Raw genomic sequence first — 26,970 nt, forward strand, 5'->3', positions numbered from 1 at the left:
ATCGGTCGCACTCGGCCGCCGGCCCACGTGTCTCGCCACTCGGGAGTGCTGTGACCTGCGGCACGGGCATTCTGCACAATGCCGAGCGGCCTTGGCCAGGGCCGCCACGCGACATTGTGCGGCGGAAAAGCGACGTCGCGCGCCCGGATCAAAACGGCCCGGACGGCCGAACCGGGCCGCGCCCGGACGGCGCAACGGCGACGGCCGGGTCAGCGCAGACGGGTGGCCACCAGGTCCCAGACGATGTCCGCGAGGGCGTCCTTGGGACCGTGCGGCACGGGGGTCTCGCTGCCGTCGGCGCCCAGCACCACGGCCTCGTTCTCCTCGGAGCCGAACGTCTTGCGCTCCCCCACCTCGTTGACGACGAGGAGGTCGCAGCCCTTGCGGGCGAGCTTGGCGCGGCCGTTGGCGAGCACGTCGTCGGTCTCCGCGGCGAAGCCGACGACGACCTGCGCGGGCCGGGCGCGCTCGGCCGAGATCTCGGCGAGGATGTCCGGATTTCGCACCAGGGTGATGGGGGCGGGCTCCTGGCCGTCCTTCTTCTTGATCTTCCCGGCCGCGTAGACGGCGGGGCGGAAGTCGGCGACGGCGGCGGCCATGACCACGGCGTCGGCGTCGGCCGCGGCCTTCAGGACGGCCTCGCGCAGCTGGACGGCGGTGCCCACGGGGACGACGTCGACGCCGGCCGGGTCGGGCAGCCCGGCGTTGGCGGCGATCAGCGTGACCCGGGCGCCGCGGGCGGCGGCCGTACGGGCGAGGGCGTAGCCCTGCTTGCCGGAGGATCGGTTGCCCAGGAAGCGGACCGGGTCGAGGGGCTCGCGGGTGCCGCCGGCCGAGACCACGACGTGCCGTCCCTCGAGATCGGGCGCCTGGGCGCCCCGGGCCAGGACCCTGCGGCACACCTCGAAGATCTCCACCGGGTCGGGCAGCCGGCCCTTTCCGGTGTCGACTCCGGTGAGGCGGCCCACCGCGGGCTCGATGACGACGGCGCCGCGGCGGCGCAGCGTCGCCACGTTCTCCTGGGTGGCGGGGTGCTCCCACATCTCCGTGTGCATGGCCGGCGCGAAGACGACCGGGCAGCGGGCGGTGAGGAGGGTGTTGGTCAGCAGGTCGTCCGCGAGGCCGTGGGCGGCCTTGGCGAGCATGTCGGCGGTGGCCGGGGCCACCACGACCAGGTCGGCGTGCTGGCCGATGCGGACGTGCGGCACCTCGTCGACGTGGTCCCAGACCTCCGTGGAGACCGGCTTGCCGGAGAGGGCGGACCAGGTGGCCGCGCCGACGAAGTGCAGCGCGGAGGCCGTGGGCACCACGCGCACATCGTGGCCCGACTCCGTGAACCTCCTCAGCAGCTCACAGGCCTTGTAGGCGGCGATGCCGCCACTGACCCCCAGAACGACCCTCGGCTTGTCCACCATCTCTCCCGGGTTCGGCAACGTACGGGTCCATCACACACCACAGGCCCGGCAGCGTGACTGCCGGGCCTGTGGATAAGTCAACCGCGATCTGAAAGTACTACCGCGCGGTGCTACTGGGCGGGGCCCTCGATGGCCTCGGAGGTCAGCAGACCGGCGTTGATCTCACGCAGGGCGATCGACAGCGGCTTCTCGTGGACGTGGGTGTCGACGAGCGGACCGACGTACTCGAGCAGGCCCTCGCCGAGCTGCGAGTAGTACGCGTTGATCTGGCGGGCCCGCTTGGCCGCGTAGATCACGAGGCTGTACTTCGAGTCGGTTGCCTCGAGCAGCTCGTCGATCGGCGGGTTGATGATGCCCTCGGGCGCGGTGATGGAAGAGGACACGCTCTACCTTCCGATGGATGGGAAAGAATCAGTCGGTGGGACCGGCCCGGGTGCATCTGGATGCGGCGGCACGATCACACAACGTCCATCAAGGCTAGCAGCTCGCGGGCCACGTCCTCGACGGAGGTGTTGACGAGGGTCTCGTCGAACTCGGGCTCGGCCGCCAGCTCGGTCTTCGCCGCGTCCAGGCGGCGCTCGATGACCTCGGGCGGCTCGGTCCCCCGGCCGGTCAGCCTGCGCACCAGCTCCTCCCAGGAGGGCGGGGCCAGGAACACCAGCTGGGCGTCGGTCATGGACTCGCGGACCTGCCGGGCGCCCTGGAGGTCGATCTCCAGCAGCACGGGCTCACCCTTCTCCAGCCGCTCCTGCACGGCCGTGCGGGGCGTGCCGTAGCGGTTGCCGGCGAACTCGGCCCACTCCAGCAGCTCGCCGTTGGCGATCAGCTTGTCCATCTCGTCGTCGGTGACGAAGAAGTAGTGGACTCCGTGCTGCTCGCCGGGGCGCGGCTTGCGGGTGGTCGCGGACACCGAGAGCCAGACCTCGGGATGTTTCTTGCGCATATGAGCGACGACCGTGCTCTTGCCGACCCCGGAGGGGCCGGAGAGCACGGTCAGCCGCGGACGTGCGTCCGGGGGCACGGGGGTCGTCCCCCGGGGTGTTACAGCCATGCAGCGATTATTCCAGCAATCCCGGTGTGCCCGGGACTCCCGGTCCGGCGGGGGCCGGACTCAGGAGCCGGTGCTGCCGAACTCACGCTCCAGGGAGGCGATCTGGTTGGAGCCGAGACCGCGCACGCGACGGCTCTCGGAGATGCCCAGACGCTCCATGATCTGCTTGGCGCGGACCTTGCCCACGCCCGGCAGGGACTCGAGCAGGGCGGAGACCTTCATCTTGCCGATGACGTCGTTCTCCTGGCCCTGCTTGATGACCTCGTGCAGGGAGGCGCCGGAGTGCTTGAGTCGATTCTTGACCTCGGCCCGCTCCCGGCGAGCCGCGGCGGCCTTTTCGAGCGCGGCTGCGCGCTGTTCAGGGGTAAGGGGCGGAAGAGCCACGCCTACGTCACCTCGGATGTCGAACTGTCGGATACGGACCGGTGAGGAACCTAGTCGCCCCACACCTGGGGAGCCACGAGCAACACGCTGCCCGTTCTCCCCCACTACCTGCGGAGGCGCGGGAGGTGCCCCCACTGCTCGGAGACTAGCGGTCAAGTCCGCCGGAGTCAGCGAGAACAGCGGAAAAGTACAGGTCAGCCGCCGTCAGGCCGGATATTTCAGACATACTGCCCTTGATTTGAGGATGTATTCACACTCAAGCCGCCCGCTCGCCGCGCACCGAAACGCCTTCCCGGCAGCTCAGCCGCCCGCGACGGCGGTCCGGATCTCCGCCGCGAAGCGCTCCGTGGCCGAGCGCAGGGCTCCGACGTCGGGACCCTGGCGCAGCACTCCCCGGCTGACGTTCGGCACCACGTTGCCCACCGCCTGCCCGAAGACCCGGGGGAGGTCGGCCGCCGTCGCCCCCTGCGCCCCGACGCCGGGCGCCAGGAGCGGGCCGTTGATACCGAGGTCGTAGCAGGACAGGTCGCCCACCGTGGCGCCCACGACGGCGCCGAACGAGCCCAGCGGCTCCTCGCCGACGTTCTCGGCGGCCAGATGGGCCAGCATGGTCGCGCCCACGTCGCGCCCGTCGGCGCGGACCGCGTGCTGGACCTCCGGGCCCTCCGGGTTCGAGGTCAGCGCCAGCACGAAGAGCCCGGTGCCGCTCTCCCTCGCCAGCGCGACGGCCGGACTGAGCGAGCCGTATCCGAGGTAGGGCGAGACGGTCAGCGCGTCGGAGAACAGCGGGGAGTCCTTGTGCAGGTAGGCCTCGGCGTATCCGGCCATGGTCGAGCCGATGTCGCCGCGCTTGGCGTCCATCACGACCAGGGTGCCGGCCGCGCGCGCCTCCTGGACCGTCCGCTCCAGCACGGCGACGCCGCGCGAGCCGAACCGCTCGAAGAACGCGCTCTGCGGCTTCATGACCGCGACCCGGTCGGCCACCGCCTCGACGACCGTGCGGCTGAACCGCTCCAGACCGGCCACGTCGTCGGCGAGGCCCCACTCGGCGAGCAGGGAGGCGTGCGGGTCGATGCCGACGCACAGCGGGCCCCGCTCGTCCATCGCCCGGCGCAGGCGCGCGCCGAAGGGTTCCAGAACCGTCATGCGTCGTTCCTCACGTCGGCGCCGACCGCGTCGGCGAGGGTGGTGTACGGGCTGTTCCGCAGGCGCGCGGCCAGGCCCTTGTGGATCGCGCGGGACCAGAACGGGCCCTCGTAGACGAAGGCGCTGTACCCCTGCACCAGCGTGGCGCCGGCCAGGATGCGCCGCCAGGCGTCCTCGGCGGTCTCCACGCCCCCGACGCCCACCAGTGTGATCCGGTCGCCCACGCGCGCGTACAGGCGGCGCAGCACCTCCAGGGAGCGCGCCTTCAGCGGCGCGCCGGAGAGGCCGCCGGTCTCCTTCACCAGCGAGGGCGCGGAGGTCAGGCCGAGGCCTTCGCGCGCGATGGTGGTGTTGGTGGCGATGATGCCGTCCAGGCCGAGCTCCACCGCCAGGTCGGCGACGGCGTCGACGTCCTCGTCCGCGAGGTCGGGGGCGATCTTCACCAGCAGCGGGACGTGCCGGTCCGGGACCGCGCGGTCGGCGGCCTCGCGCACCGCGCGGAGCAGGGGGCGCAGCGCCTCGGTCGCCTGGAGGTTGCGCAGGCCGGGCGTGTTCGGGGAGGAAACGTTGACGACCAGGTAGTCGGCGTGGGGCGCGAGGCGCTCGGCCGACTTCACGTAATCGCCGGCGGCCTCCTCCTCGGGGACGACCTTGGTCTTGCCGATGTTGACGCCGACCACGGTCCGGAACACCGGCTCGCGGGCGGCGAGGCGGGCCGCGACGGCCAGCGAGCCGTCGTTGTTGAAGCCCATGCGGTTGATCAGCGCGCGGTCGGCCACGAGCCGGAACAGCCGCTTCCTGGGGTTGCCGGGCTGCGGTTCACCGGTGACCGTGCCGATCTCGACGTGGTCGAAGCCCAGCATGGACATGCCGTCGATGGCTACGGCGTTCTTGTCGAAGCCGGCGGCGAGCCCGAAGGGGCCGTGCATGCGCAGCCCGAAGGCCTCCGTGCGCAGTTCCTTGTGGCGGGGCGCGAGGGCGGCCGCCACGAACGTGCGGAGCACGGGGACGCGGGCGGCCAGGCGGATCCAGCGGAAGGCCAGGTGGTGGGCCGTCTCGGGGTCCATCCGTTTGAAGACGAGGTTGAAGAAGATCTTGTACATGGTGTCCTCATGAAGAGGGGGACACCGTTTCCGGTGTCCCCCTCGGGGCTGCTAGTCGCGGGCCGCGGTCAGGTGTTCCGCGTGTTCCTGGAGCGAGCGGACGCCCACGTCGCCGTGGTTGAGGGCGTCGATGCCCTGGACGGCCGCCGCGAGCGCCTGGACGGTCGTCAGACACGGCACGGAGCGGGCCACCGCCGCGGTGCGGATGTCGTAGCCGTCGAGGCGGCCGCCGGTGCCGTACGGGGTGTTGACGATGAGGTCGACCTCGCCGTCGTGGATGAGCTGGACGATGGTCCGCTCACCGTTCGGGCCGGTGCCCTCGGACTGCTTGCGCACGACCGTGGCGTTGATGCCGTTGCGCCTGAGCACCTCGGCGGTGCCGGAGGTGGCGAGCAGCTCGAAGCCGTGCGCGACCAGCTCGCGCGCCGGGAAGATCATCGAGCGCTTGTCCCGGTTGGCGACCGAGATGAACGCGCGGCCCTTGGTGGGCAGCGGCCCGTAGGCGCCGGCCTGGGACTTGGCGTACGCCGTGCCGAAGACCGAGTCGATGCCCATGACCTCGCCGGTGGAGCGCATCTCCGGGCCGAGGACGGTGTCGACGCCGCGGCCCTGGATGTCGCGGAAGCGCGACCACGGCATCACGGCCTCCTTGACGGAGATCGGCGCGTCCAGCGGCAGCTCGCCGCCGTCGCCGTTCGCCGGGAGCAGGCCCTCGGCGCGCAGCTCGGCGACGGTCGCGCCCAGCGAGATCCGGGCGGCGGCCTTGGCCAGCGGCACCGCGGTCGCCTTGGAGGTGAACGGCACCGTACGGGAGGCGCGCGGGTTGGCCTCCAGGACGTAGAGGATGTCGCCCGCCATCGCGAACTGGATGTTGATCAGGCCGCGCACGCCGACGCCCTTGGCGATCGCCTCGGTGGAGGCGCGCAGCCGCTTGATGTCGAAGCCGCCGAGGGTGATCGGGGGCAGGGCGCACGCCGAGTCGCCGGAGTGGATGCCGGCCTCCTCGATGTGCTCCATCACGCCGCCGAGGTACAGCTCCTCGCCGTCGTAGAGCGCGTCGACGTCGATCTCGATGGCGTCGTCCAGGAAGCGGTCGACGAGGACCGGCCGGGAGGGGCTGATCTCGGTCGACTCGGCGATGTAGGAGGCCAGGCGGGTCTCGTCGTAGACGATCTCCATGCCGCGGCCGCCGAGGACGTACGAGGGCCGGACCAGGACCGGGTAGCCGATCTCGTCGGCGATGGCCTTGGCCTCCTCGAAGGTGGTGGCCGTGCCGTGCTTCGGGGCGGGCAGGCCGGCCTCCGCGAGGACCCGGCCGAAGGCGCCGCGGTCCTCGGCGGCGTGGATCGCCTCGGGTGAGGTGCCCACGATCGGCACGCCGTTGTCCTTCAGGGCCTGCGACAGGCCGAGCGGGGTCTGGCCGCCGAGCTGCACGATCACGCCCGCGACCGGGCCGGCCTGCTGCTCCGCGTGGACGATCTCCAGCACGTCCTCCAGCGTGAGCGGCTCGAAGTACAGCCGGTCGGAGGTGTCGTAGTCGGTGGAGACGGTCTCCGGGTTGCAGTTGACCATCACGGTCTCGTACCCGGCGTCGGACAGCGCGAAGGAGGCGTGGACGCAGGAGTAGTCGAACTCGATGCCCTGGCCGATGCGGTTCGGGCCGGAGCCCAGGATGATCACCGCGGGCTTCTCGCGGGTCGCGACCTCGGACTCCTCGTCGTAGGAGGAGTAGAAGTACGGGGTCCGCGCTGCGAACTCGGCGGCACAGGTGTCGACCGTCTTGTAGACCGGGCGGACGCCGAGGGCGTGCCGGACCTCGCGGACGACGTCCTCGCGCAGCCCGCGGATCTCGGCGATCTGCTGGTCGGAGAAGCCGTGGCGCTTGGCCTCGGCGAGCAGGTCGCCGGTCAGCTCGGGCGACTCGGCCAGTTCGTCCGCGATCTCCTTGATCAGGAAGAGCTGGTCGACGAACCAGGGGTCGATCTTCGTGTACTCGAAGATCTCCTCGGGCGTGGCGCCCGCGCGGATTGCCTGCATGACGGTGTTGATCCGGCCGTCGGTGGGGCGCACGGCCTCGCGGAGCAGCGTCTCCTTGTCGCCGGGCTCGCCGGTGAAGGCGAACTGACTGCCCTTCTTCTCCAGCGAGCGCAGCGCCTTCTGGAAGGCCTCGGGGAAGTTGCGGCCGATGGCCATGGCCTCGCCGACCGACTTCATGGTGGTGGTCAGCGTGGAGTCGGCCTGCGGGAACTTCTCGAAGGCGAACCGCGGGGCCTTGACGACCACGTAGTCGAGCGTGGGCTCGAAGGAGGCCGGGGTCTCCCGCGTGATGTCGTTCGGGATCTCGTCGAGCGTGTAGCCGACGGCCAGCTTGGCGGCGATCTTGGCGATGGGGAAGCCGGTCGCCTTGGAGGCGAGCGCCGAGGATCGCGAGACGCGCGGGTTCATCTCGATGACGATGACCCGGCCGTCCTCGGGGTTCACCGCGAACTGGATGTTGCAGCCGCCGGTGTCGACGCCGACCTCGCGGATGATCGCGATGCCGACGTCGCGCAGCACCTGGTACTCGCGGTCGGTCAGCGTCATCGCCGGCGCGACGGTGATCGAGTCGCCGGTGTGCACACCCATCGGGTCGAAGTTCTCGATGGAGCAGACGACCACGACGTTGTCGTGCTTGTCGCGCATCAGCTCCAGCTCGTACTCCTTCCAGCCGAGGATGGACTCCTCCAGGAGCACCTCGGTGGTCGGGGAGAGCGTGAGGCCCTGGCCGGCGATGCGGCGCAGCTCCTCCTCGTCGTGCGCGAAGCCGGAGCCGGCGCCGCCCATGGTGAAGGAGGGGCGGACGACGACCGGGTAGCCGCCGAGGGTCTCGACGCCCTTGAGGACGTCGTCCATGGAGTGGCAGATGACCGAGCGGGCGGACTCGCCGTGGCCGGTCTTCCTGCGGACCTCCTCCACGACGCCCTTGAACAGGTCGCGGTCCTCGCCCTTGTGGATCGCCTCGGGCTTGGCGCCGATCAGCTCGACGCCGTACTTCTCCAGGACGCCGTTGTCGTGCAGCGCGATGGCGGTGTTGAGGGCCGTCTGGCCGCCCAGGGTGGGCAGGAGAGCGTCCGGGCGCTCCTTGGCGATGATCTTCTCGACGAACTCGGGGGTGATCGGCTCGACGTAGGTGGCGTCGGCGATCTCCGGGTCGGTCATGATCGTCGCCGGGTTGGAGTTGACGAGGACCACGCGCAGGCCCTCGGCCTTGAGCACCCGGCAGGCCTGGGTGCCGGAGTAGTCGAACTCGGCGGCCTGGCCGATGACGATCGGGCCGGAGCCGATGACCAGGACGGACTGGATATCGGTGCGCTTAGGCACGCTGGCCCTCCATCAGGGATACGAAGCGGTCGAAGAGGTAGGCGGCGTCGTGCGGGCCGGCTGCCGCTTCGGGGTGGTACTGGACGGAGAAGGCCGGCTGGTCGAGCAGCTGCAGCCCCTCCACCACGTCGTCGTTCAGGCAGACGTGCGAGACCTCGGCGCGGCCGAACTCGGTCTCGCTGACCTTGTCGAGCGGGGCGTCCACCGCGAAGCCGTGGTTGTGCGCGGTGACCTCGACCTTGCCGGTCGTACGGTCCTGGACCGGCTGGTTGATGCCCCGGTGGCCGTACTTCAGCTTGTAGGTGCCGAAGCCGAGGGCGCGGCCGAGGATCTGGTTGCCGAAGCAGATGCCGAACAGCGGCGTGCGGCGCTCCAGGACGGCGGACATCAGCGCGACCGGGCCGTCCGCGGTGGCCGGGTCGCCGGGGCCGTTGGAGAAGAAGACACCGTCGGGCTCGACGGCGTAGACCTCGTCGGGCGTGGCGGTGGCCGGCAGCACGTGCACCTCGATGCCGCGCTCGGCCATGCGGTGCGGGGTCATGCCCTTGATACCGAGGTCGATGGCGGCGACGGTGAAGCGCTTCTCGCCGACCGCCGGGACGACGTACGCCTCCTTGGTGGCGACCTCCTCGTAGAGGCTCGCGCCCTTCATGTGCGGCTGTGCCTGCACGCGCGCCAGGAGCTCGGACTCGGGGGCGATCGCCTCGCCGGAGAAGATGCCCGCGCGCATCGAGCCGCGCTCGCGCAGGTGGCGGGTGAGCGCGCGGGTGTCGATCCCGGAGATGCCGACCACGCCCTGTGCGACCAGCTCGTCGTCCAGGGAGCGCTTGGCACGCCAGTTGGACGGCACGCGCGCGGGGTCGCGCACGACGTACCCGGAGACCCAGATGCGCCGGGACTCGTCGTCCTCGTCGTTCCAGCCGGTGTTGCCGATCTGCGGGGCGGTCGCGACGACGATCTGGCGGTCGTACGACGGGTCGGTGAGGGTTTCCTGGTAGCCGGTCATACCGGTGGAGAACACGGCCTCGCCGAAGGTCTCCCCCACGGCCCCGTAGGCGCGGCCGCGGAAGGTGCGGCCGTCCTCCAGGACGAGTACGGCGGGAGTCTTCGCGGCTCCCCTGGTGGAGGTCGTCATCGTGCGCCTTCCGTGTCGTTGATCATCTTGTTCAGGGTGTCGGCCCACTCGGTGTGCTCGGCCGCGTGGTCGGAGCGGAAGCCGGAGTCGATCAGCTTGTCGCCGAGGGCCCAGGTCACCACCAGCAGTCCGCCCTCGGTGAGGACCTTGCCGGCGATGCCCTTGTCGAGCCGGGCGCCGCGCAGCGCGGCCGTGGGGACGAAGAAGTCGTTCGCTCCGGGGCGCTCGACCTCCAGGCCCGCGTCGGTCAGGGTGAGCTCGGCCCGGCTGCGGGTGCCGAGGCCGTGGGCCACGATGCGGTCCAGCCACTGCCCGGCGGTCGTGGAGCCGTGGTAGCGGCCGCTCATGCTCAGTCTCACCGGGCCGGTCTCGTCCGGCGCGCTGGGCGGGGCGGGCAGGTCCCCCTGGAGGGTGCCGCGCCATTTCCAGCCCTCGCGCATCAGCCAGTAGATGAGCGCGACGAAGAGGGCGAGTCCGACGAGCCAGCCGATGCGGGCGCCCCAGTCGGTGACCTCGGCCGACTTCTTCGCCTCGGCCAGCAGGATTACAGGTGTCACGTGAGCTTCCCGTCGACGAGCGTGGCCTTGCCCCGCAGCCACGTGTGCGTCACACGGCCCGGCAGCTCGCGTCCCTCGTACGGGGTGTTGCGGCTGCGCGAGGCGAAGCCCGCGGGGTCCACCTGGCCACGGTATGCCGTGTCGACGAGGGCGAGGTTGGCGGGCTCACCAGCCGAGACGGGGCGTCCGTGTCCGGTGGCCCGTCCGATCTGCGCGGGCCTGACGGACATCCGGTCGGCGACGCCGGCCCAGTCCAGCAGGCCCGTGTCGACCATCGTCTCCTGGACCACCGACAGCGCGGTCTCCAGGCCCACCATGCCCATGGCGGCGGCGGCCCACTCGCAGTCCTTGTCCTCGTGCGGGTGCGGGGCGTGGTCGGTGGCGACGATGTCGATCGTGCCGTCGGCGAGGGCCTCGCGCAGGGCGTGCACGTCCCGCTCGGTGCGCAGCGGCGGGTTGACCTTGTAGACGGGGTTGTACGAGCGCACCAGTTCGTCGGTGAGCAGGAGGTGGTGCGGGGTGACCTCGGCGGTGACGTCGATGCCGCGGGACTTGGCCCAGCGGACGATCTCCACGGACCCGGCGGTCGACAGGTGGCAGATGTGCACGCGGGAGCCCACGTGCTCGGCGAGCAGCACGTCCCGCGCGATGATCGACTCCTCGGCGACGGCCGGCCAGCCGCCCAGGCCCAGTTCGGCGGAGACGACGCCCTCGTTCATCTGGGCGCCCTCGGTGAGGCGCGGCTCCTGCGCGTGCTGGGCGACGACGCCGCCGAAGGCCTTCACGTACTCCAGCGCCCGGCGCATGATCACGGCGTCGTCCACGCACTTGCCGTCGTCGGAGAAGACGGTGACGCCGGCGGCGGACTCGTGCATCGCGCCCAGTTCGGCGAGCTTCCTGCCCTCCAGGCCGACGGTGACGGCGCCGATGGGCTGGACGTCGCAGTAGCCGTGCTCCCTGCCGAGCCGGTACACCTGCTCGACGACGCCCGCGGTGTCGGCGACCGGGAAGGTGTTGGCCATGGCGAAGACGGCCGTGAAGCCGCCGCTCGCCGCCGCGCGGGTACCGGTCAGCACGGTCTCGGAGTCCTCGCGGCCCGGCTCGCGCAGATGGGTGTGCAGGTCGACCAGGCCGGGGAGCAGCACCTTGCCGGCGGCCTCGACCACCTCCGCCCCCTCGGCTTCGAGGCCCTGGCCCACCGCCGCGATCGTCTCGCCGTCGATCAGCACGTCCTGCGGCTCGCCGCCGAGCACCTTCGCACCACGGATCAGGATCTTGCTCATGGTTCTTACTTCTCCTCGGTGGTGCGGGCTTGGGTGAGGGCGGGCTCGTTGCCGCCGAGCAGCAGGTACAGCACGGCCATCCGGATGGAGACGCCGTTGGCGACCTGCTCGACGACGGTGCAGCGGTCGGAGTCGGCGACCTCGGCGGTGATCTCCATGCCGCGGACCATCGGGCCGGGGTGCATCACGATGGCGTGCTCGGGCATCTTCGCCATGCGCTCGCCGTTGAGGCCGTAGCGCCGCGAGTACTCGCGCTCGGTGGGGAAGAAGGCGGCGTTCATGCGCTCGCGCTGGACCCGCAGCATCATCACCGCGTCGGACTTCACCAGCGTGCTGTCGAGGTCGTACGAGACCTCGCAGGGCCAGTTCCCGACGCCGACCGGCACGAGGGTGGGCGGGGCGACCAGGGTGACCTCGGCGCCGAGGGTGTGCAGCAGGTCGACGTTGGAGCGGGCGACCCGGCTGTGCAGGACGTCGCCGACGACGGTGATCCGCTTGCCGCTCAGGTCCTGGCCCAGGCCGGCGTCCCGGCCGACCAGGCGGCGGCGCATGGTGAACGCGTCCAGCAGGGCCTGGGTGGGGTGCTGGTGGGTGCCGTCGCCGGCGTTGACCACGGCGGCGTCGATCCAGCCGGAGGTGGCCAGACGGTAGGGGGCTCCGGAGGCGCCGTGCCGGATGACGACGGCGTCGACGCCCATCGCCTCCAGGGTCTGGGCGGTGTCCTTCAGGGACTCGCCCTTGGACACCGACGACCCCTTGGCGGAGAAGTTGATGACGTCCGCGGACAGCCGCTTCTCGGCGGCCTCGAAGGAGATCCGGGTGCGGGTGGAGTCCTCGAAGAAGAGGTTGACGATCGTGCGGCCGCGCAGGGTCGGCAGTTTCTTGATCGGCCGGTCGGCGACCCGGGCCATCTCCTCGGCGGTGTCGAGGATCAGGACGGCGTCGTCGCGGGTGAGGTCGGCGGCCGAGATGAGATGACGCTGCATCTGTCAGGCTCCGTAAGGCAGTTCATTCGGGGAGATTCGGGGCAGACCGGTGCGTGTACGGGCGCGCCGGGGCGGCCGTACGCCGGGCCGGCTACTGGTCGGCCGGCTTCACGCCGAGCAGCACGGTGTCGCGACCGTCCTCCTCGGCGAGCTGGACCTTGACCGTCTCCCGCAGCGACGTGGGGAGGTTCTTGCCGACGTAGTCGGCGCGGATGGGCAGTTCGCGGTGGCCCCGGTCGACCAGGACCGCGAGCTGCACCGCGCGGGGGCGCCCGATGTCGTTCAGGGCGTCGAGGGCGGCGCGGATGGTGCGGCCGGAGAAGAGCACGTCGTCGACGAGGACGACCAGCTTGCCGTCGATGCCGTCACCGGGGATCTCGGTGCGGGCCAGCGCGCGCGGCGGGTGCATGCGCAGGTCGTCGCGGTACATGGTGATGTCGAGCGAGCCGACGGGGACCTTGCGGTCGGTGATCTCCGCCAGCTTGGCGGCGAGCCGCTGGGCGAGGAAGACCCCCCGGGTCGGGATACCCAGGAGCACCACGTCGTCGGCGCCCTTGGCGCGTTCGACGATCTCGTGGGCGATGCGGGTCAGAACGCGTGCGATGTCGGGGCCCTCGAGCACGGGCCGCGCATCGGACGCGGAGGGGCTGGCGTGCGTGTCCATACGAAACGGACCTCCTTCTCCGCCTCACGGGACGGACCTTAAAGGACGTCGGATTTGCGCCATCCACCGTAGCAGGTCCGCGGGAGTCCTCGATCACCCGTACGGCGTAACCGGCCGCCACCGGAACGGAAGAGTCGGGGTGGACCATTCGGCTTGACGCACAAGAGTCACGCTGCGTAACCTCACAGTGAGTTACCAGCCGCGCGGCGGAAATCACAGCCGACCGCGTCGACACAGTGCCGGGGAGCTATATGTCCAGCGAATACGCCAAACAGCTCGGGGCCAAGCTCCGGGCCATCCGCACCCAGCAGGGCCTTTCCCTCCACGGTGTCGAGGAGAAGTCCCAGGGTCGCTGGAAGGCCGTGGTGGTCGGTTCCTACGAGCGCGGTGACCGTGCCGTGACCGTGCAGCGCCTGGCCGAGCTGGCCGATTTCTACGGCGTCCCCGTGCAGGAGCTGCTGCCGGGCACCACGCCGGGCGGCGCCGCCGAGCCGCCGCCGAAGCTGGTCCTGGACCTGGAGCGGCTGGCGACCGTGCCGCCCGAGAAGGCCGGCCCGCTGCAGCGCTACGCGGCGACGATCCAGTCCCAGCGCGGCGACTACAACGGCAAGGTGCTGTCGATCCGCCAGGACGACCTGCGCACACTCGCCGTCATCTACGACCAGTCCCCCTCGGTGCTCACCGAGCAGCTGATCAGCTGGGGCGTCCTGGACGCGGACGCGCGCCGCGCCGTGGCGACCCACGAAGAGGCCTGAGCCGCGCAGCGCCTCAGCAGAAACGTGCCGCCGGGGTGGCCGGGACCGTATGGTTCCGGCCACCCCGGCGGCGCGTGTGGGCCCCCTCAGGGCCCTTCGGGGCGGCATGGGTACACCGACGCCACAGGGCCCGCGGCGATCGCTCACCGCGGGCCCTGTGGCGTTTCTCGTACCGTCTACGCCTCGTCCCGGCGCAGCGACGGCTTGAGCTCCTTCAGCCGGCCCAGGAGGCCGTTGACGAACGAGGGGGACTCGTCCGTGGAGAACTCCTTCGCCAGCTGCACCATCTCGTCCAGGACGACGGCGTCCGGGGTCTCGTCGACCCAGATCAGCTCGTAGGCACCCAGACGCAGGATGTTCCGGTCCACCACCGGCATCCGGTCGAGCGTCCAGTCCACCGCGTAACTCGCGATCAGCTCGTCGATACGCTTCGCCTTCCCGGCGTAGCCCTCGACGAGCTGCATCGTGTACTCACTCACCGGCGGCTGCCGGGTGTCGGACCGGGAGAGCCGGATCCAGTCCGCGAGGACCGTCAGGACGTCGGCGCCGCGCTGGTCGCCCTCGAAGAGGATCTGGAAGGCGCGCTTGCGGGCCGTGTTGCGGGCGGCCACGGTTAGCTGTTCACCCGGCCGAGGTAGTCGCTGGTGCGGGTGTCGACCTTGATCTTCTCACCGGTGGTGATGAAGAGCGGGACCTGGATCTGGTGGCCGGTCTCCAGGGTGGCGGGCTTGGTGCCACCGGTGGAACGGTCGCCCTGGACGCCCGGCTCGGTCTCCTGCACGACCAGCTCGACGGCGGCCGGCAGCTCGACGAAGAGCACCTCGCCCTCGTGCTGGGCGACGGTGGCCGTGAAGCCCTCGATGAGGAAGTTGGCTGCGTCGCCGACGGCCTTGCGGTCGACCATCAGCTGGTCATAGGTCTGCATGTCCATGAAGACGAAGTACTCGCCGTCCATGTACGAGAACTGCATGTCGCGCTTGTCGACAGTGGCCGTCTCGACCTTGACACCGGCGTTGAAGGTCTTGTCGACGACCTTGCCGGAGAGCACGTTCTTGAGCTTGGTGCGCACGAATGCCGGGCCCTTGCCGGGCTTGACGTGCTGGAACTCGACGACGGACCAGAGCTGGCCGCCTTCGAGCTTGAGCACCAGGCCGTTCTTGAGGTCGTTCGTGGAAGCCACGGTTGCGGAATCTCCTGGACTGACGTACGACCCCGGGGCACGCACTCCTACAGCGCGAGCAGCTCCTTGGTCGTGATGGTGAGTAGCTCGGGTCCGCCGTCCGCCTCTGGGCGGACGACGAGCGTGTCATCGATCCGGACACCGCCCCGGCCCGGGAGGTGGACCCCCGGTTCGACGGTGACCGGCACGCAAGCGTCCAGTTTACCCATGGCGGCGGGGGCCAGCTGCGGGTCCTCGTCGATTTCGAGCCCGACACCGTGTCCGGTCAGCGGTGGGAGTGCCTCCGCATAGCCCGCGGAGTCCAGCACCTGGCGGGCCGCGCGGTCCACCTCACGGTACGCGGCACCCGGCATCAGGGACTCGCGTCCGGCCCGCTGGGCGGAGAAGACCAGGTCGTAGAGCTCGATCTGCCAGTCGGCGGGCGAGGTGCCGATGACGAACGTGCGGCCGATCTCGCACCGGTACCCCCGGTAGGTGGCGCCCAGGCAGACGGAGAGGAAGTCGCCCTCCTCCACACGCCGGTCGGTGGGCCGGTGCCCGCGCCGGCCCGAGTTGGGCCCGGTGGCGACGGAGGTGGGGAAGGCCGGCCCGTCGGCGCCGTGGTCGACCAGCCGCCGCTCCAGCTCCAGGGCGAGGTGCCGCTCGGTGCGGCCGACCAGGATGGACTCCAGCAGTTCGCCGAGTGCCTGGTCGGCGATCTCGGCCCCGATGCGGAGGCAGGAGATCTCCTCCTCGTCCTTGACGACCCGGAGCTGCTCGACGGCTCCGCCGAGATCGGACAGACGCAGCCCCGGGGCGACGGAGGACATGGCCCGGTACCGGGCCACGGTGAGGTCGTGCTCCTCCACGGCCAGGGCGTCGGAGCCCTGGGCGTCGGCGAGGCCGGCCGCGGCGACCGCCGCGTCGCCTCCGGGCGAGGAGAGGACGTGCAGTCGCACGTTCTCGTCCGGCCGCCCGTCGGCGGGGCGGTCCTCCGGGGGTGCGGCGCACACCAGGAGATCCTCCTGCCCGCCGAGCAGCAGGACGGCGCCCTGGGGCGCGGCGCCCGCCAGGTAACGCACATTGGCGGGTCGGCTGACCAGGGCGGCGGGGGCGCCGGCCGCGTTGCAGCGCTCCCTCAGGCGGGATCGGCGAGTCGCGTGCACCTCTGACATGAGATGAGCGTAGGAGTTCTGGGCGAATTGTGCCGGTTGGGTGGGGCCGAGTGGGGCCCGGAGCGGACGATGCCGCCGGTCACCAGCTCGGCGGGCTGGCCATCGCCCTGGCGAGCACCTCGTCCAGCAGCCGGGCCGTGCCGGGGACGTCGAGCTGGGAGTTGTCGATGATCGGCAGGCCCGAGCCGTACCAGCCCGCCATGCGGCCGTGGATCCTGGCCACCTCCTCGTCGGTGAGGCGGCGGTTGCCGGAGCGTTCGGCGTTGCGCTCCAGGACGATGTCGAGGCCCGGGAGCAGCACGACCGGGAGCAGGCCCGGTCCGACATGGCGTTTCCAGCCGCCGAGGCCCACGACCGGCCGGTCCGGGAAGACGGCGTCGTCGAGGATGCAGGAGATGCCGTTGGCCAGGAAGTTCCGGGCGGCGAAGCCGCAGGTCCGGCGGGCCAGGCGGTACTGGGCCTCGGAATGGTCGTTCCAGCCCGACTGGGGGTCGGCGAAACCGGAGCGGACCCATTCGCGCACGTCGTCCAGGCTGATGTGGGCCGTGGGCACCCGCCGGTGGTCAGCCCAGTACTTGGCGACGCTGGTCTTGCCGGCGCCCGCCGGGCCGATCAGCAGGACGGCCAGGGTGGTGGCCGCCGGATCGGGCGCCGGGGCCGAGGCCGGCGGCGCGGCGGGCACACCGACGAGGCCGCCGGGCGGCAGCGGCAGATGACCGGTGGTCTCCGGGGGCGGCGGGGCGGGGGCGTGCCGCGGGGCGGGAGGCTGCGCGTGCGACGGCGGCATCGGCCCGGAGGAGGGCACGGGCGCGGGCGGCGGCATCGGGCCCGACGGGGGCACGGCTCCGGTTCCCGGGTAGCCGGGTGGCGGCGGAGGCACGGGTGCGGGACCCTGCGGGGCTCCCGGGTGGTGGGCCGACGCCCAGCCGACGTGCGGTCCCCGCCCCTGCTCGTGGGGCGGTGGCAGCGGAGACCCCACTGCGTGCTGCATCCGTTGCCACTCCGTCTCGTACACACATCTGGCACTGGCAGGCGGGTGCGGAGCCCGCTCTCCCCCACAGCCTAAAGGGCATGGGCGGGAGACCCACCCGAACGGTACCGCCCCCGGCCGTCGTTCGGTGCAACGACCGGGGGCGGTCCGAAGTGCCCGTTGCGCGAAGGGAATCGGACGGAGTGGTACAGCGGGGTGCTTACTGGCCCACTTCTCCGTAGGCGGCGAGCAGGACCGCCGGGTCCGGGCCCTCCATCACGGTCGGCTTGGCCAGTCCGTCGAGCACGATGAAGCGCAGCAGGTCACCGCGGGACTTCTTGTCGACCTTCATCGTCTCCAGCAACTTGGGCCACTGGTCGTAGCGGTAGTGCAGCGGCAGCCCGACCGCTTCCAGGACGGTCCGGTGGCGGTCCGCCGTCGCGTCGTCCAACCGGCCCGCCAGGCGGGCGAGTTCGGCGGCGAAGTGCATGCCGACCGCGACCGCGGCGCCGTGCCGCCACTTGTAGCGCTCGTTCTTCTCGATGGCGTGGCCCAGGGTGTGGCCGTAGTTGAGGATCTCCCTGAGACCCGACTCCTTGAGGTCGGAGGAGACCACCTCGGCCTTGACCCGGATCGAACGCTCGATCAGCTCTGCCGTGTGCGGTCCCGCCGGGGTCCGGGCGGCCTCGGGGTCGGACTCGATGAGGTCCAGGATCACCGGGTCGGCGATGAAGCCGGCCTTGATGACCTCGGCGAGCCCGGACACGTAGTCGTTGACCGGGAGGGAGTCCAGCGCGGCGAGGTCGCAGAGCACACCGGCCGGCGGGTGGAAGGCGCCCACCAGGTTCTTGCCCTCGGCGGTGTTGATGCCGGTCTTGCCGCCGACCGCCGCGTCCACCATGGCGAGCACGGTGGTCGGGATCGCGATCCAGCGCACCCCGCGCAGCCAGGTCGCGGCCACGAACCCGGCGAGGTCCGTGGTCGCGCCGCCGCCGACGCCGACGATGACGTCGGTGCGGGTGAAGCCGGACTGGCCGAGCGCCTTCCAGCAGTAGGCGGCGACCTCGGCGGTCTTGGCCTCCTCGGCGTTGGGCACCTGGACGGCGACGGCCTCGAAGCCCTGCTCCGCCAGATCGGCGCGGAGCGCATCGCCGGTCTCGGCCAGCGCCTCCGGGTGGATCACCGCCACCCGCTTGGCCTTCGTGCCGATCAGCCCGGCCAGCTCGCCCAGGAGTTGCCGGCCGACCAGCACCTCGTAGGGGTCGGTACCGGCGCTGCCGGCGACCTGGATCTTCGTGACTCCGCTTGCCATCAAGTCCTCCGGCCGGGGGGCCGGGGGTTGCCCCCCGGGAAGTGCGGTCTTCAACTCCAGTGCGTCCAGCGCTGCTCGGGTGACCTCTTCGGGGGTGCGGCCGTCCGTCGCCACGACGGCGGTGGCGATCTCCTCGTACAGGTGCCGGCGCGCCTCCATCAGCTCGCGCCACTGCTTGCGGGGGTTGACCGCGAGCAGCGGGCGGGCCACGTTGAGGCCGGTGCGCCTGACGGCCTCCTCCACGTCCATGGAGAGGTAGACCACCCGGTGGCCGGCGAGCAGCGCCCGGGTGTCCGCGTCGAGGACGGCTCCGCCGCCGAGCGCCAGGACGCCCTCGTGCCCGGTGACGGCGCGGTGCACCGCCTGCTTCTCGATGGCGCGGAAGGCGGGTTCGCCCTCCTCCACGAAGATGTCGGCGATGGTCCGGCCCTCGGCCGCCACGATGTCCTCGTCGGTGTCCCGGAACCCGGTTCCGAGCCGCTCGGCCAACAGCCGGCCCACGGTGGACTTGCCCACGCCCATCGGGCCGACGAGCACGACGGCAGGCACCGCGCTCACCGGATCCGCAGGTTGTCGAGGTACGACCGGACGTTGCGGCTGGTCTCGGCGACCGAGTCGCCGCCGAACTTCTCCGCCACCGCGTCCGCGAGGACCAGGGCGACCATCGCCTCGGCGACGATGCCCGCGGCCGGCACGGCGGAGACGTCGGAGCGCTGGTGGTGCGCCTGGGTGGCCTCGCCGGTGGCCACGTCCACCGTCTGCAGGGCCCGCGGCACGGTCGCGATCGGCTTCATCGCGGCCCGCACGCGCAGCAGCTCACCGGTGGTCAGACCGCCCTCGGTACCGCCGGAGCGGCCGGACACGCGCCGGATGCCCTCGTCGGTCCGCACGATCTCGTCGTGCGCCTTCGAACCCGGCACCCGCGCGAGCTCGAAGCCGTCGCCGATCTCGACACCCTTGATCGCCTGGATGCCCATGAGGGCGCCGGCGAGGCGCGCGTCCAGCTTGCGGTCCCAGTGCACGTGCGAGCCCAGGCCCACCGGCACGCCGTAGGCCAGGATCTCGACCACGCCGCCGAGGGTGTCGCCGTCCTTGTGGGCCTGGTCGATCTCGGCGACCATCGCCTTCGACGCGTCGGCGTCCAGGCAGCGCACCGGGTCGGCGTCCAGCCGCTCGACGTCGGCCGGCGTCGGGTAGACGCCCTGGGGGGCCTTGGCGGAGGCCAGCTCGACCACGTGGGAGACGATCTCGATGCCGGCCGTCTCCTTCACGTACGACCGGGCCACCGCGCCGAGCGCCACGCGGGCGGCGGTCTCCCGGGCGGAGGCGCGCTCCAGGATTGGGCGGGCCTCGTCGAAGCCGTACTTCTGCATGCCCGCGAGGTCGGCGTGGCCGGGCCGGGGCCGGGTCAGCGGCGCGTTGCGCGCGAGGCCGTCCAGGATCTCGGGGTCGACCGGGTCGGCCGCCATGACCTGTTCCCACTTGGGCCACTCGGTGTTGCCCACCATGATCGCGACCGGCGAGCCGAGGGTGAGGCCGTGCCGGACACCGCCGAGGAAGGTGACCTCGTCCCGCTCGAACTTCATGCGCGCACCGCGGCCATAGCCGAGCCGCCGCCGCGCCAGGTGGTCCGCCACCATCTCCGTGGTGATCGGCACGCCGGCGGGAAGCCCCTCCAGCGTCGCGACAAGTGCGGGACCGTGGGACTCCCCCGCGGTCAGCCAACGCAACCTGCTCAACGGTGCTCCTCAGTGTTCGCGCCCGGTACTGCCCTGGGTACGCGTGTCCTCGCGTACGGCGACGACGCGACCGGGTGCGCGACCCCGGCCCGCCACCACCGATCCTCCCACGTCCGGGGTCCCGATCCGGCGTCCGGTCCAGCAGACGGACGCGGAATCGGGCGGTCAGCGCCCGGCGAGCGCCTTCTCGCCGGCGTGCCGCATGGCCTCCAGGGGCGCCGGGGAGCGGCCGGTCATCCGCTCGACCTGCAGGACGGCCTGGTGGACGAGCAGGTCGAGGCCGCCGACCACCGCGCCGCCGAACATGGACCAGCGGGCCGCCAGCTCGGTCGGCCAGGGGTCGTAGAGCACGTCGAACAGGGTGGCGGGGCGCTCGGGCACGGCGGCGGCGAGGGCGTCGGTGGTGCCGGCCGGGGTGGTGGCGATCACCAGCGGGGCGTGCAGCGCCTGCTCGGCGTCCGCCCAGTCCGCCGTGCGGACGTCCACCTCGAGCCGTTCGCCCCACTGCCGCATCTCGGCGGCGCGGGCCTCGCTGCGCACGTAGGCCACCACCTCGCCGGTGCAGATCCGGGACAGCGCGGCGAGCGCGGACGACGCGGTCGCGCCGGCGCCGAGGATCGCCGCCGACCCGACCTCCTCGATGCCGTGCTCGCGCAGCGCCGCCACCATGCCCGGGATGTCGGTGTTGTCGCCGACGCGGCGGCCGTCCTCGGTGAGGACGACCGTGTTGACCGCGTCGACGGAGGCCGCCGTGTCGCTGATCTCGTCCACCAGCGGGATGACCGCCCGCTTGAGCGGCATGGTCAGCGACAGCCCCGCCCACTCCGGTCCGAGCCCGTCGAGGAAGCCGGGCAGCGCGGCCTCGTCGATCTCGAAGCGGTCGTACGACCAGCCGCCGAGCCCGAGGGCGTCGTAGGCCGCCCGGTGCAGCACCGGGGAGAGCGAGTGGGCGATGGGCGAGCCGAGCACGGCGGCCCGGCGGGCGTCAGTTGCCCGAGGAGGCATTGAACTTTTCCTTGAGCTTTTCGAATTCCTCGTTGGTCCGGGCGAATTCGGTGTTGTTCACACCGTCGGTCGCCACGAAATACATCCAGCCGTCGTGTGTCGGATTCAGAGTCGCCCGCAGTGCGTCATCGCCCGCGTTTCCGATCGGACCGGGCGGAAGGCCCTTGTTGGTGTAGGTGTTGTAGGGGCTCGGGTTGCTGTTGATCTCCTTCTCGGAGATATGGATGTTGCTCGTGCCCTTGAGGTAGTTGTAGGTCGAGTCGAACTGCAGCAACCGGTTGGTCTCGGTGTTGTCGGGCTTGAGACGGTTGTAGATCACTTCCGCCATCTTGCGGAAGTCGTCGTGCGTCTTGCCCTCCGCCTGGACCAGGCTCGCGACGGTGAGCAGCTCGAACGCGTTCTTCAGGCCCATGGCCTTCGCCTTGGCGGGCAGGTTGTACGGGGCGTACTTCTGCTTGGACTGGGCGACCATCTGCTTCAGGACCGCCTCGGGCTTCATGCCCTTCGCGGCCGGATACGTGGCCGGCCACAGGAAGCCCTCCAGCGGGTCCTGGACGGAGCCGCTGTTCTGCGCCCAGCTCGGCAGCCCGAGGTTCTTGTACTGCGCCTTGGCGACCTTCTTCGTGGTACCGGCGGAGACACCGAGCTGTTTGTCGATGGCCTGGTACACCTGTGCGTTGCGCTCGCCCGGCTTGACGAGCACATTGCTCTGGCTCCTCGGGTCCAGCATCAGCTGCACGGCACTGGCGGCGGACATCTCCTTCTTCAGGAGATACGCGCCGGCCTGGATGGTGGCCCCCTTGGGGTTCTGCCCCTGGGCGCTCACGAAAGCGTCGGCGCTCTTGACCACGCCCGCTTCCTTCAGCCGCCGCCCGATCTCCCAGCCGCCGGCGCCCTTGGGGATCTCGACGGTCACGCTCTGGCTGGTCCCCTCGCCCGCGTAGTCGGGGGCCGGGGCGAAACGATTTTGGTAGAACTTCCAGCCGAAATAGCCGGCTCCGCCGAGGCCCCCGCCGAACACCAGGCAGACGACCAGGCAGGCGCAGCCGTTGCGCCGCTTCTTGCCCTTGACGGGTTTCTTGCCCTTGCCCCGCCGCTCACGCCTGCTCTGCAGCTCGTGTTCGGCGTCGTCCTCGTCGTCCTCGCCCGAGAAGAAGGCGTGCTCCTCCTCGTCGGCCGCGGGTTCCGGTTCCGGTTCGGGACGCCGGCGGCCGGGCGGCTCGGGCGGCGGGTAGGCGTCCTCGGTGCGGTAGAAGTCGTGCTGCTGCGCGCCGTAGGCGGCGGGCTGCTGGCCGTACGGGTCGCCGGGATCGGCCGGGTACGGCACCTGGCCCTGGGCGCCGCTCGTGTTCCAGACGTCCTGGTGCTGGTACTGCTGCTGGGTGTGCGCGGCGTACTGCTGGTCCTGGCCGGGGTACTGCTGGCCGTACTGCTGCCGGCCCTGCTCGGGGTGGTACGAGTACTGCTGCTGGTCGTAACCGGGCTGCCCGCCCTGGGTCCAGTCGCCGTGCTGCGGCTGCTGCGGGTACTGCTGCTGCGCCTGGCCGTCGTAGAGGGACTGCTGACCCGCGTGGGTCTGCTGCCCTCTCCATCCGTCGTCCCCGTACAACGGGTCCTCCGGATGCCACGGTTCGGAGCCAGGGCCCCGGCCATACTCAGTCATCGATCCCCTAGAGCCGCGAGGCGGACGGTCACGCGGCCGGGGCCGGATCCCGTTCCGCCTCTTGCTGTGCGGCGGCTGTTCGAACACCGCCGCATCGCGCGGAACGTTACCGTATCGCGATCAGATGACCACTTCGACGCCCTCGCCGGGTGCTTTACCTGACACCCGTTCGGATTCCAGGGCCTGCTGCAGGATGATGACGGCGGCGGCCTGGTCGATCACGGAGCGGCCCTTCTTCGACTTCACCCCCGAGGCGCGCAGTCCCTGACTGGCCGTCACGGTCGTCATCCGCTCGTCCACCAGGCGGACCGGCACCGGTGCGATGCCCTTGGCCAGCTCCTGGACGAAGGCGCGGACCTTGGCCGCGGCCGGGCCCTCGCCCCCCTTGAGGGAGCGAGGGAGCCCGACGACGACCTCGATCGGCTCGTACTCCTCCACCAGCTGCCGCAGCCGGCGGTGGGCGGCGGGGACGTCCCGGCCCGGGACGGTCTCCACCGGGGTGGCGAGGATCCCGTCGGGGTCGCACGAGGCGACCCCGATCCGGGCGTCCCCGACGTCGATCGCGAGCCGTCGTCCTCTGCGCATCTCCGGCCGCTTCCCTACTTCGCGGTCTCGGCGACGAGCCGCTCGACGGCGTCGACGGCCTCGCCGACCGCGGCCGGGTTCTGGCCGCCGCCCTGGGCGACGTCCGGCTTGCCGCCACCGCCGCCGCCGAGCGTCTTGGCGGCGGTCCGGACCAGTTCACCGGCCTTGAGACCGCGCTCCCGGGCGGCCTCGTTGGTGGCGATGACGGTCAGCGGCTTGCCGTTGTTGACCGTGAACAGGGCGACCACGGCGGCCCGGCCGCCCTGGATGCGGCCACGTACGTCGAGGACCAGCTTGCGCAGGTCGTCGGGGGTCGTGCCGTCCGGGACCTGGCCGGTGACGAGCGCGACACCCCGGACGTCCTTGGCGGACCCGGCGAGACCGGCGGCAGCCTGCAGCACCTTCTCGGCGCGGAACTTCTCGATCTCCTTCTCGGCGTCCTTCAGCTTGCCGAGCATGGCGGAGATCTTCTCCGGAAGCTCCTCCGGACGGCCCTTGACCAGCTCCTGGAGCTGGGCGACGACCGTGTGCTCACGGGCGAGGAAGTTGTAGGCGTCGACGCCGACCAGGGCCTCGATACGCCGCACACCGGAGCCGATCGACGACTCGCCGAGCAGCTTGACCAGACCCAGCTGGGCGGTGTTGTGCACGTGCGTGCCGCCGCACAGCTCCTTGGAGAAGTCGCCGATGGTCACCACGCGGACGCGCTCGCCGTACTTCTCGCCGAACTCCGCGATGGCACCCTGCTTCTTGGCGTCGTCGATGCCCATGACCTCGGCGTGCACGTCGAGGTCGCGGGCGAGCACCTCGTTGATCTTCTGCTCGACGTCGCTCATGACGGCCGTCGGGACGGCGGCCGGGGAGCCGAAGTCGAACCGGAAGCGGCCGGGCTGGTTCTCGGAACCGGCCTGGGCGGCCGTCGGGCCGAGGGCGTCGCGCAGCGCCTGGTGGGTCAGGTGCGTGGCCGAGTGGGCGCGGGCGATGGCCTTGCGGCGCCGGGCGTCGATCGAGGCGTGGGCCTTGGCGCCGACGGTCACCTCGCCGAACTGGACGACGCCCTTGTGGACGTAGACGCCCGGGACCGGCTTCTGGCAGTCGCGGATCTCGATCACGGCACCGGAGTCGGCCTTGATCCGGCCGGTGTCGCCGATCTGGCCGCCGCCCTCGGCGTAGAACGGGGTGCGGTCGAGGACGACCTCGACCTCGTCGCCCTCGGAGGCGGCCGGGGAGGAGACGCCGTCGACGAGCAGACCGACGATCGTGGTCTCGCCCTCGGTGTCGCTGTAGCCGATGAAGTCGGTGGCACCGGCGGAGTCGGCGATCTCGCGGTAGGCGCCCATGTCGGCGTGGCCGGTCTTCTTGGCCTGGGCGTCGGCCTTGGCGCGCTCCCGCTGCTCCTTCATCAGGCGGCGGAAGCCGTCCTCGTCCACGGCGAGGCCCTGCTCGCCGGCCATCTCCAGGGTGAGGTCGATCGGGAAGCCCCAGGTGTCGTGGAGCAGGAACGCCTTGTCGCCGGAGAGGACCGTGCCGCCGGACTGCTTGGTCTCGGTGACGGCGGTGTCGAGGATGTTGGTGCCGGCCTTCAGCGTCTTCAGGAAGGCGTTCTCCTCGGCGAGGGCGACCTTCTCGATGCGCTCGCGGTCGGTGACCAGCTCCGGGTACTGCTGCCCCATCATGCCGATGACGACGTCGATCAGGTCCTTGACGACCGGGCCGGTGGCGCCGAGCAGGCGCATGTTGCGGATGGCGCGGCGCATGATGCGGCGCAGCACGTAGCCGCGGCCCTCGTTGCCCGGGGTGACGCCGTCACCGATGAGCATGGTGGCGGTGCGCATGTGGTCGGTGACCACGCGCAGGGAGACGTCCGAGCCGTGGGCGTCGCCGTAGGCCACACCGGTCAGCTCGGTGGCCTTGTCGATGACGGCCATGGAGGTGTCGATCTCGTACATGTTCTGCACGCCCTGCAGAATCATGGCGAGCCGCTCGAGGCCGAGGCCGGTGTCGATGTTCTTGCTCGGCAGTTCGCCGAGGATCTCGAAGTTGTCCTTGCCCGTGCCCTCGCCGCGCTCGTACTGCATGAAGACGAGGTTCCAGATCTCCACGTACCGCTCGTCGTTGACGGCGGGGCCGCCCTCGGCGCCGAACTCGGGGCCGCGGTCGTAGTTGATCTCGGAGCAGGGGCCGCAGGGGCCGGGGACGCCCATGGACCAGTAGTTGTCCTTCATGCCCAGGCGCTGGATGCGCTCCTTGGGCACACCGACGACCTCGTGCCAGATGCGCTCGGCCTCGTCGTCGTCCTTGTAGACGGTGATCCACAGGCGCTCGGGGTCGAGGCCGTAACCGCCCTTGTCCTGGGGCGAGGTGAGCAGCTCCCAGGCGTACTTGATGGCGCCTTCCTTGAAGTAGTCGCCGAAGGAGAAGTTGCCGCACATCTGGAAGAAGGTGCCGTGCCGGGTGGTCTTGCCGACCTCTTCGATGTCGGGCGTGCGCACGCACTTCTGCACGCTGGTGGCGCGCGCGAAGGGGGGCTTGACCTCACCCAGGAAGTAGGGCTTGAAGGGCACCATGCCGGCGGGGACGAGGAGCAGAGTCGGGTCGTCCGCGATGAGCGACGCCGAAGGGACGACGGTGTGCCCGCGCTCCTCGAAGAAGCTCAGCCAGCGGCGGCGAATCTCGGCCGACTCCATCAGTGGTCCTCATTCCGGTTGTGCGAGTACGTCGTGTTCTCGATGTACTTCGGGTTGCTGCGCTTGTTCTCCAGGGCGGCGTACCGCCCGGGCGCGGGGAGTTCGGGGTCGGCGTCGATGCCCAGCGCCTCCCCCAGTTCGGCCTCCCGCTGGGCCATGTTGTCGCGCACGTCGAGCGCGAAGCCGACCGCGCCGTCCTTCAGTCTCCGGCCGGTCTCCAGGGCCTTGTTGGCCGCGGTGGCGGCGAGGCTCTCCGGAGTCAGCTGCCTCAGCTTGCGGTTGACCTTGGTGGTGGCCCACACACCGGCGGCGACGCCCGAGGTGAACCAGAACGTACGGCGGAACATCGCTGGGTCTCAGTCCTTCTTCCGCTTGCGTCGTGCGGCGGGAACCGTGCGGCCCACGATCACCGTGCGCCGGGGCGGCTTCGCGGGCGCGTCCTCCCTGCGGCCGCCGAGGGCCCGGCGGACGCCGTAGCCGAAGGCCGCGACCTTGACCAGCGGCCCGCCGAAGGTGGAGGCGACGGTGGAGGAGAGCGCCGAGGCGTTCGACGTGACCTCCTGGACGTCGGAGGCGATCGCGTCGACCCGGTCGATCTGGGTCTGCGCGGAGCGCACGGCCGCCGAGGCGTCCGCGAGCAGCGGGACGGCCTGGTCGGTGACATCCGCCACGAGCTTGGTCGTCGCCTTGAGCGTCTGGGCCACCCTCGCCAGTGCGACGGCGAGGAAGGAGACCAGGATCGCCCAGAAGACGGCCACCAGGATCCCGGCCACCTCTCCACCGGACACTGTGCGCACCCGCTCCCTGATACGTGCTCTGAACATCGGAACCATGAG

The 26,970-nt window shown here is 71.1% G+C and carries 25 protein-coding genes; 1 reads left to right on the forward strand and 24 read right to left on the reverse strand.

Annotated elements, in window-relative coordinates; genetic code table 11:
* Positions 1-209: 209 nt before the first annotated feature.
* From coaBC to pyrR, 12 genes are all read right to left on the reverse strand, one after another.
* A complete protein-coding gene (gene coaBC, locus ABZ478_RS09485) occupies positions 210-1,412 on the reverse strand; it encodes a bifunctional phosphopantothenoylcysteine decarboxylase/phosphopantothenate--cysteine ligase CoaBC (RefSeq protein WP_359547496.1) in 1,203 nt (400 codons plus the stop codon).
* A 113-nt stretch (positions 1,413-1,525) separates the two neighbouring features.
* On the reverse strand, positions 1,526-1,798 hold the full coding sequence (gene rpoZ / locus ABZ478_RS09490; protein WP_005319902.1) for a DNA-directed RNA polymerase subunit omega: 273 nt from the start codon (positions 1,796-1,798) through the stop codon (positions 1,526-1,528).
* Between the two features lie 74 nt (positions 1,799-1,872).
* Complete coding sequence (gmk, locus tag ABZ478_RS09495; RefSeq protein WP_359546890.1) at positions 1,873-2,466, reverse strand: guanylate kinase; 594 nt, start codon at positions 2,464-2,466, stop codon at positions 1,873-1,875.
* A gap of 60 nt (positions 2,467-2,526) precedes the next feature.
* Positions 2,527-2,850: an integration host factor gene (locus ABZ478_RS09500; RefSeq protein ID WP_003977346.1), complete on the reverse strand. Its 324-nt coding sequence runs from the start codon at positions 2,848-2,850 to the stop codon at positions 2,527-2,529.
* A gap of 300 nt (positions 2,851-3,150) precedes the next feature.
* Positions 3,151-3,996, reverse strand: a complete 846-nt coding sequence (pyrF, locus tag ABZ478_RS09505; protein WP_359546892.1) for an orotidine-5'-phosphate decarboxylase — start codon at positions 3,994-3,996, stop codon at positions 3,151-3,153.
* On the reverse strand, positions 3,993-5,099 hold the full coding sequence (locus ABZ478_RS09510; protein ID WP_359546893.1) for a quinone-dependent dihydroorotate dehydrogenase: 1,107 nt from the start codon (positions 5,097-5,099) through the stop codon (positions 3,993-3,995). The genes pyrF and ABZ478_RS09510 overlap by 4 nt, the downstream gene beginning before the upstream one ends.
* Before the next feature lie 51 nt (positions 5,100-5,150).
* Complete coding sequence (gene carB, locus ABZ478_RS09515) at positions 5,151-8,459, reverse strand: carbamoyl-phosphate synthase large subunit (RefSeq protein ID WP_359546895.1); 3,309 nt, start codon at positions 8,457-8,459, stop codon at positions 5,151-5,153.
* A complete protein-coding gene (gene carA / locus ABZ478_RS09520) occupies positions 8,452-9,594 on the reverse strand; it encodes a glutamine-hydrolyzing carbamoyl-phosphate synthase small subunit (RefSeq protein WP_359546897.1) in 1,143 nt (380 codons plus the stop codon). Before carA ends, carB begins: the two co-directional genes overlap by 8 nt.
* Complete coding sequence (locus ABZ478_RS09525) at positions 9,591-10,151, reverse strand: hypothetical protein (protein WP_358938245.1); 561 nt, start codon at positions 10,149-10,151, stop codon at positions 9,591-9,593. The genes carA and ABZ478_RS09525 overlap by 4 nt, the downstream gene beginning before the upstream one ends.
* The gene (locus ABZ478_RS09530) at positions 10,148-11,434 is read right to left on the reverse strand and encodes a dihydroorotase (protein ID WP_359546898.1); all 1,287 of its coding nucleotides are present in this window, start codon (positions 11,432-11,434) and stop codon (positions 10,148-10,150) included. Before ABZ478_RS09530 ends, ABZ478_RS09525 begins: the two co-directional genes overlap by 4 nt.
* A gap of 5 nt (positions 11,435-11,439) precedes the next feature.
* Positions 11,440-12,420, reverse strand: coding sequence for an aspartate carbamoyltransferase catalytic subunit (locus ABZ478_RS09535; protein WP_359546900.1), 981 nt, complete (start codon positions 12,418-12,420; stop codon positions 11,440-11,442).
* Between the two features lie 91 nt (positions 12,421-12,511).
* A complete protein-coding gene (gene pyrR, locus ABZ478_RS09540; protein WP_358938239.1) occupies positions 12,512-13,084 on the reverse strand; it encodes a bifunctional pyr operon transcriptional regulator/uracil phosphoribosyltransferase PyrR in 573 nt (190 codons plus the stop codon).
* Positions 13,085-13,335: 251 nt separating this feature from the next.
* On the opposite strand from pyrR, the gene bldD reads away from it, so the two are divergent.
* Complete coding sequence (bldD, locus tag ABZ478_RS09545; RefSeq protein ID WP_358938237.1) at positions 13,336-13,839, forward strand: transcriptional regulator BldD; 504 nt, start codon at positions 13,336-13,338, stop codon at positions 13,837-13,839.
* Between the two features lie 176 nt (positions 13,840-14,015).
* On the opposite strand, the gene nusB is transcribed toward bldD, so the two are convergent.
* The 12 genes from nusB to ABZ478_RS09605 all read right to left on the reverse strand — a co-directional run bounded on the left by nusB (position 14,016) and on the right by ABZ478_RS09605 (position 26,931).
* Positions 14,016-14,450 carry a transcription antitermination factor NusB gene (gene nusB / locus ABZ478_RS09550; protein WP_358938235.1) on the reverse strand — a complete coding sequence of 145 codons (435 nt, stop codon included), beginning with the start codon at positions 14,448-14,450 and terminating at the stop codon, positions 14,016-14,018.
* A gap of 2 nt (positions 14,451-14,452) precedes the next feature.
* Complete coding sequence (gene efp, locus ABZ478_RS09555; protein ID WP_280888353.1) at positions 14,453-15,019, reverse strand: elongation factor P; 567 nt, start codon at positions 15,017-15,019, stop codon at positions 14,453-14,455.
* Between the two features lie 47 nt (positions 15,020-15,066).
* The gene (locus tag ABZ478_RS09560; RefSeq protein WP_359546902.1) at positions 15,067-16,173 is read right to left on the reverse strand and encodes an aminopeptidase P family protein; all 1,107 of its coding nucleotides are present in this window, start codon (positions 16,171-16,173) and stop codon (positions 15,067-15,069) included.
* 79 nt (positions 16,174-16,252) lie between these two features.
* Entirely contained in the window at positions 16,253-17,164 is a 912-nt protein-coding gene (locus ABZ478_RS09565) for a Pro-rich N-terminal domain-containing protein (protein WP_359546904.1), read from the reverse strand.
* A gap of 199 nt (positions 17,165-17,363) precedes the next feature.
* Positions 17,364-18,977 carry a 3-dehydroquinate synthase gene (gene aroB, locus ABZ478_RS09570; RefSeq protein WP_359547498.1) on the reverse strand — a complete coding sequence of 538 codons (1,614 nt, stop codon included), beginning with the start codon at positions 18,975-18,977 and terminating at the stop codon, positions 17,364-17,366.
* Between the two features lie 32 nt (positions 18,978-19,009).
* Entirely contained in the window at positions 19,010-20,194 is a 1,185-nt protein-coding gene (gene aroC, locus ABZ478_RS09575) for a chorismate synthase (RefSeq protein WP_359546906.1), read from the reverse strand.
* A 165-nt stretch (positions 20,195-20,359) separates the two neighbouring features.
* Positions 20,360-21,199 carry a shikimate dehydrogenase gene (locus ABZ478_RS09580; protein ID WP_359546908.1) on the reverse strand — a complete coding sequence of 280 codons (840 nt, stop codon included), beginning with the start codon at positions 21,197-21,199 and terminating at the stop codon, positions 20,360-20,362.
* Positions 21,180-22,862 carry an endolytic transglycosylase MltG gene (gene mltG / locus ABZ478_RS09585; RefSeq protein ID WP_359546910.1) on the reverse strand — a complete coding sequence of 561 codons (1,683 nt, stop codon included), beginning with the start codon at positions 22,860-22,862 and terminating at the stop codon, positions 21,180-21,182. Before mltG ends, ABZ478_RS09580 begins: the two co-directional genes overlap by 20 nt.
* A 120-nt stretch (positions 22,863-22,982) precedes the next feature.
* On the reverse strand, positions 22,983-23,447 hold the full coding sequence (gene ruvX, locus ABZ478_RS09590; protein ID WP_358938222.1) for a Holliday junction resolvase RuvX: 465 nt from the start codon (positions 23,445-23,447) through the stop codon (positions 22,983-22,985).
* 14 nt (positions 23,448-23,461) lie between these two features.
* Complete coding sequence (gene alaS, locus ABZ478_RS09595; RefSeq protein ID WP_359546912.1) at positions 23,462-26,134, reverse strand: alanine--tRNA ligase; 2,673 nt, start codon at positions 26,132-26,134, stop codon at positions 23,462-23,464.
* Positions 26,134-26,481, reverse strand: a complete 348-nt coding sequence (locus ABZ478_RS09600; protein ID WP_359546914.1) for a hypothetical protein — start codon at positions 26,479-26,481, stop codon at positions 26,134-26,136. The genes alaS and ABZ478_RS09600 overlap by 1 nt, the downstream gene beginning before the upstream one ends.
* Positions 26,482-26,490: 9 nt before the next feature.
* The gene (locus ABZ478_RS09605; RefSeq protein ID WP_359547500.1) at positions 26,491-26,931 is read right to left on the reverse strand and encodes a DUF948 domain-containing protein; all 441 of its coding nucleotides are present in this window, start codon (positions 26,929-26,931) and stop codon (positions 26,491-26,493) included.
* Positions 26,932-26,970 lie beyond the last annotated feature (39 nt).

The organism is Streptomyces sp. NPDC005706 (assembly GCF_040631045.1).
Lineage (GTDB): Bacteria > Actinomycetota > Actinomycetes > Streptomycetales > Streptomycetaceae > Streptomyces.

Bases quoted from the DNA above. Each gene is read 5' to 3' on its own strand.
- gmk (WP_359546890.1), bottom strand. From the start codon at position 2,466: ATGGCTGTAACACCCCGGGGGACGACCCCCGTGCCCCCGGACGCACGT.
- pyrF (WP_359546892.1), bottom strand. From the start codon at position 3,996: ATGACGGTTCTGGAACCCTTCGGCGCGCGCCTGCGCCGGGCGATGGAC.
- ABZ478_RS09510 (WP_359546893.1), bottom strand. From the start codon at position 5,099: ATGTACAAGATCTTCTTCAACCTCGTCTTCAAACGGATGGACCCCGAG.
- carA (WP_359546897.1), bottom strand. From the start codon at position 9,594: ATGACGACCTCCACCAGGGGAGCCGCGAAGACTCCCGCCGTACTCGTC.
- ABZ478_RS09530 (WP_359546898.1), bottom strand. From the start codon at position 11,434: ATGAGCAAGATCCTGATCCGTGGTGCGAAGGTGCTCGGCGGCGAGCCG.
- ABZ478_RS09535 (WP_359546900.1), bottom strand. From the start codon at position 12,420: ATGCAGCGTCATCTCATCTCGGCCGCCGACCTCACCCGCGACGACGCC.
- pyrR (WP_358938239.1), bottom strand. From the start codon at position 13,084: ATGGACACGCACGCCAGCCCCTCCGCGTCCGATGCGCGGCCCGTGCTC.
- bldD (WP_358938237.1), top strand. From the start codon at position 13,336: ATGTCCAGCGAATACGCCAAACAGCTCGGGGCCAAGCTCCGGGCCATC.
- ABZ478_RS09560 (WP_359546902.1), bottom strand. From the start codon at position 16,173: ATGTCAGAGGTGCACGCGACTCGCCGATCCCGCCTGAGGGAGCGCTGC.
- ABZ478_RS09565 (WP_359546904.1), bottom strand. From the start codon at position 17,164: ATGCAGCACGCAGTGGGGTCTCCGCTGCCACCGCCCCACGAGCAGGGG.
- aroB (WP_359547498.1), bottom strand. From the start codon at position 18,977: ATGGGCGTGGGCAAGTCCACCGTGGGCCGGCTGTTGGCCGAGCGGCTC.
- ABZ478_RS09580 (WP_359546908.1), bottom strand. From the start codon at position 21,199: ATGCCTCCTCGGGCAACTGACGCCCGCCGGGCCGCCGTGCTCGGCTCG.
- mltG (WP_359546910.1), bottom strand. From the start codon at position 22,862: ATGACTGAGTATGGCCGGGGCCCTGGCTCCGAACCGTGGCATCCGGAG.
- ruvX (WP_358938222.1), bottom strand. From the start codon at position 23,447: ATGCGCAGAGGACGACGGCTCGCGATCGACGTCGGGGACGCCCGGATC.
- alaS (WP_359546912.1), bottom strand. From the start codon at position 26,134: ATGGAGTCGGCCGAGATTCGCCGCCGCTGGCTGAGCTTCTTCGAGGAG.
- ABZ478_RS09600 (WP_359546914.1), bottom strand. From the start codon at position 26,481: ATGTTCCGCCGTACGTTCTGGTTCACCTCGGGCGTCGCCGCCGGTGTG.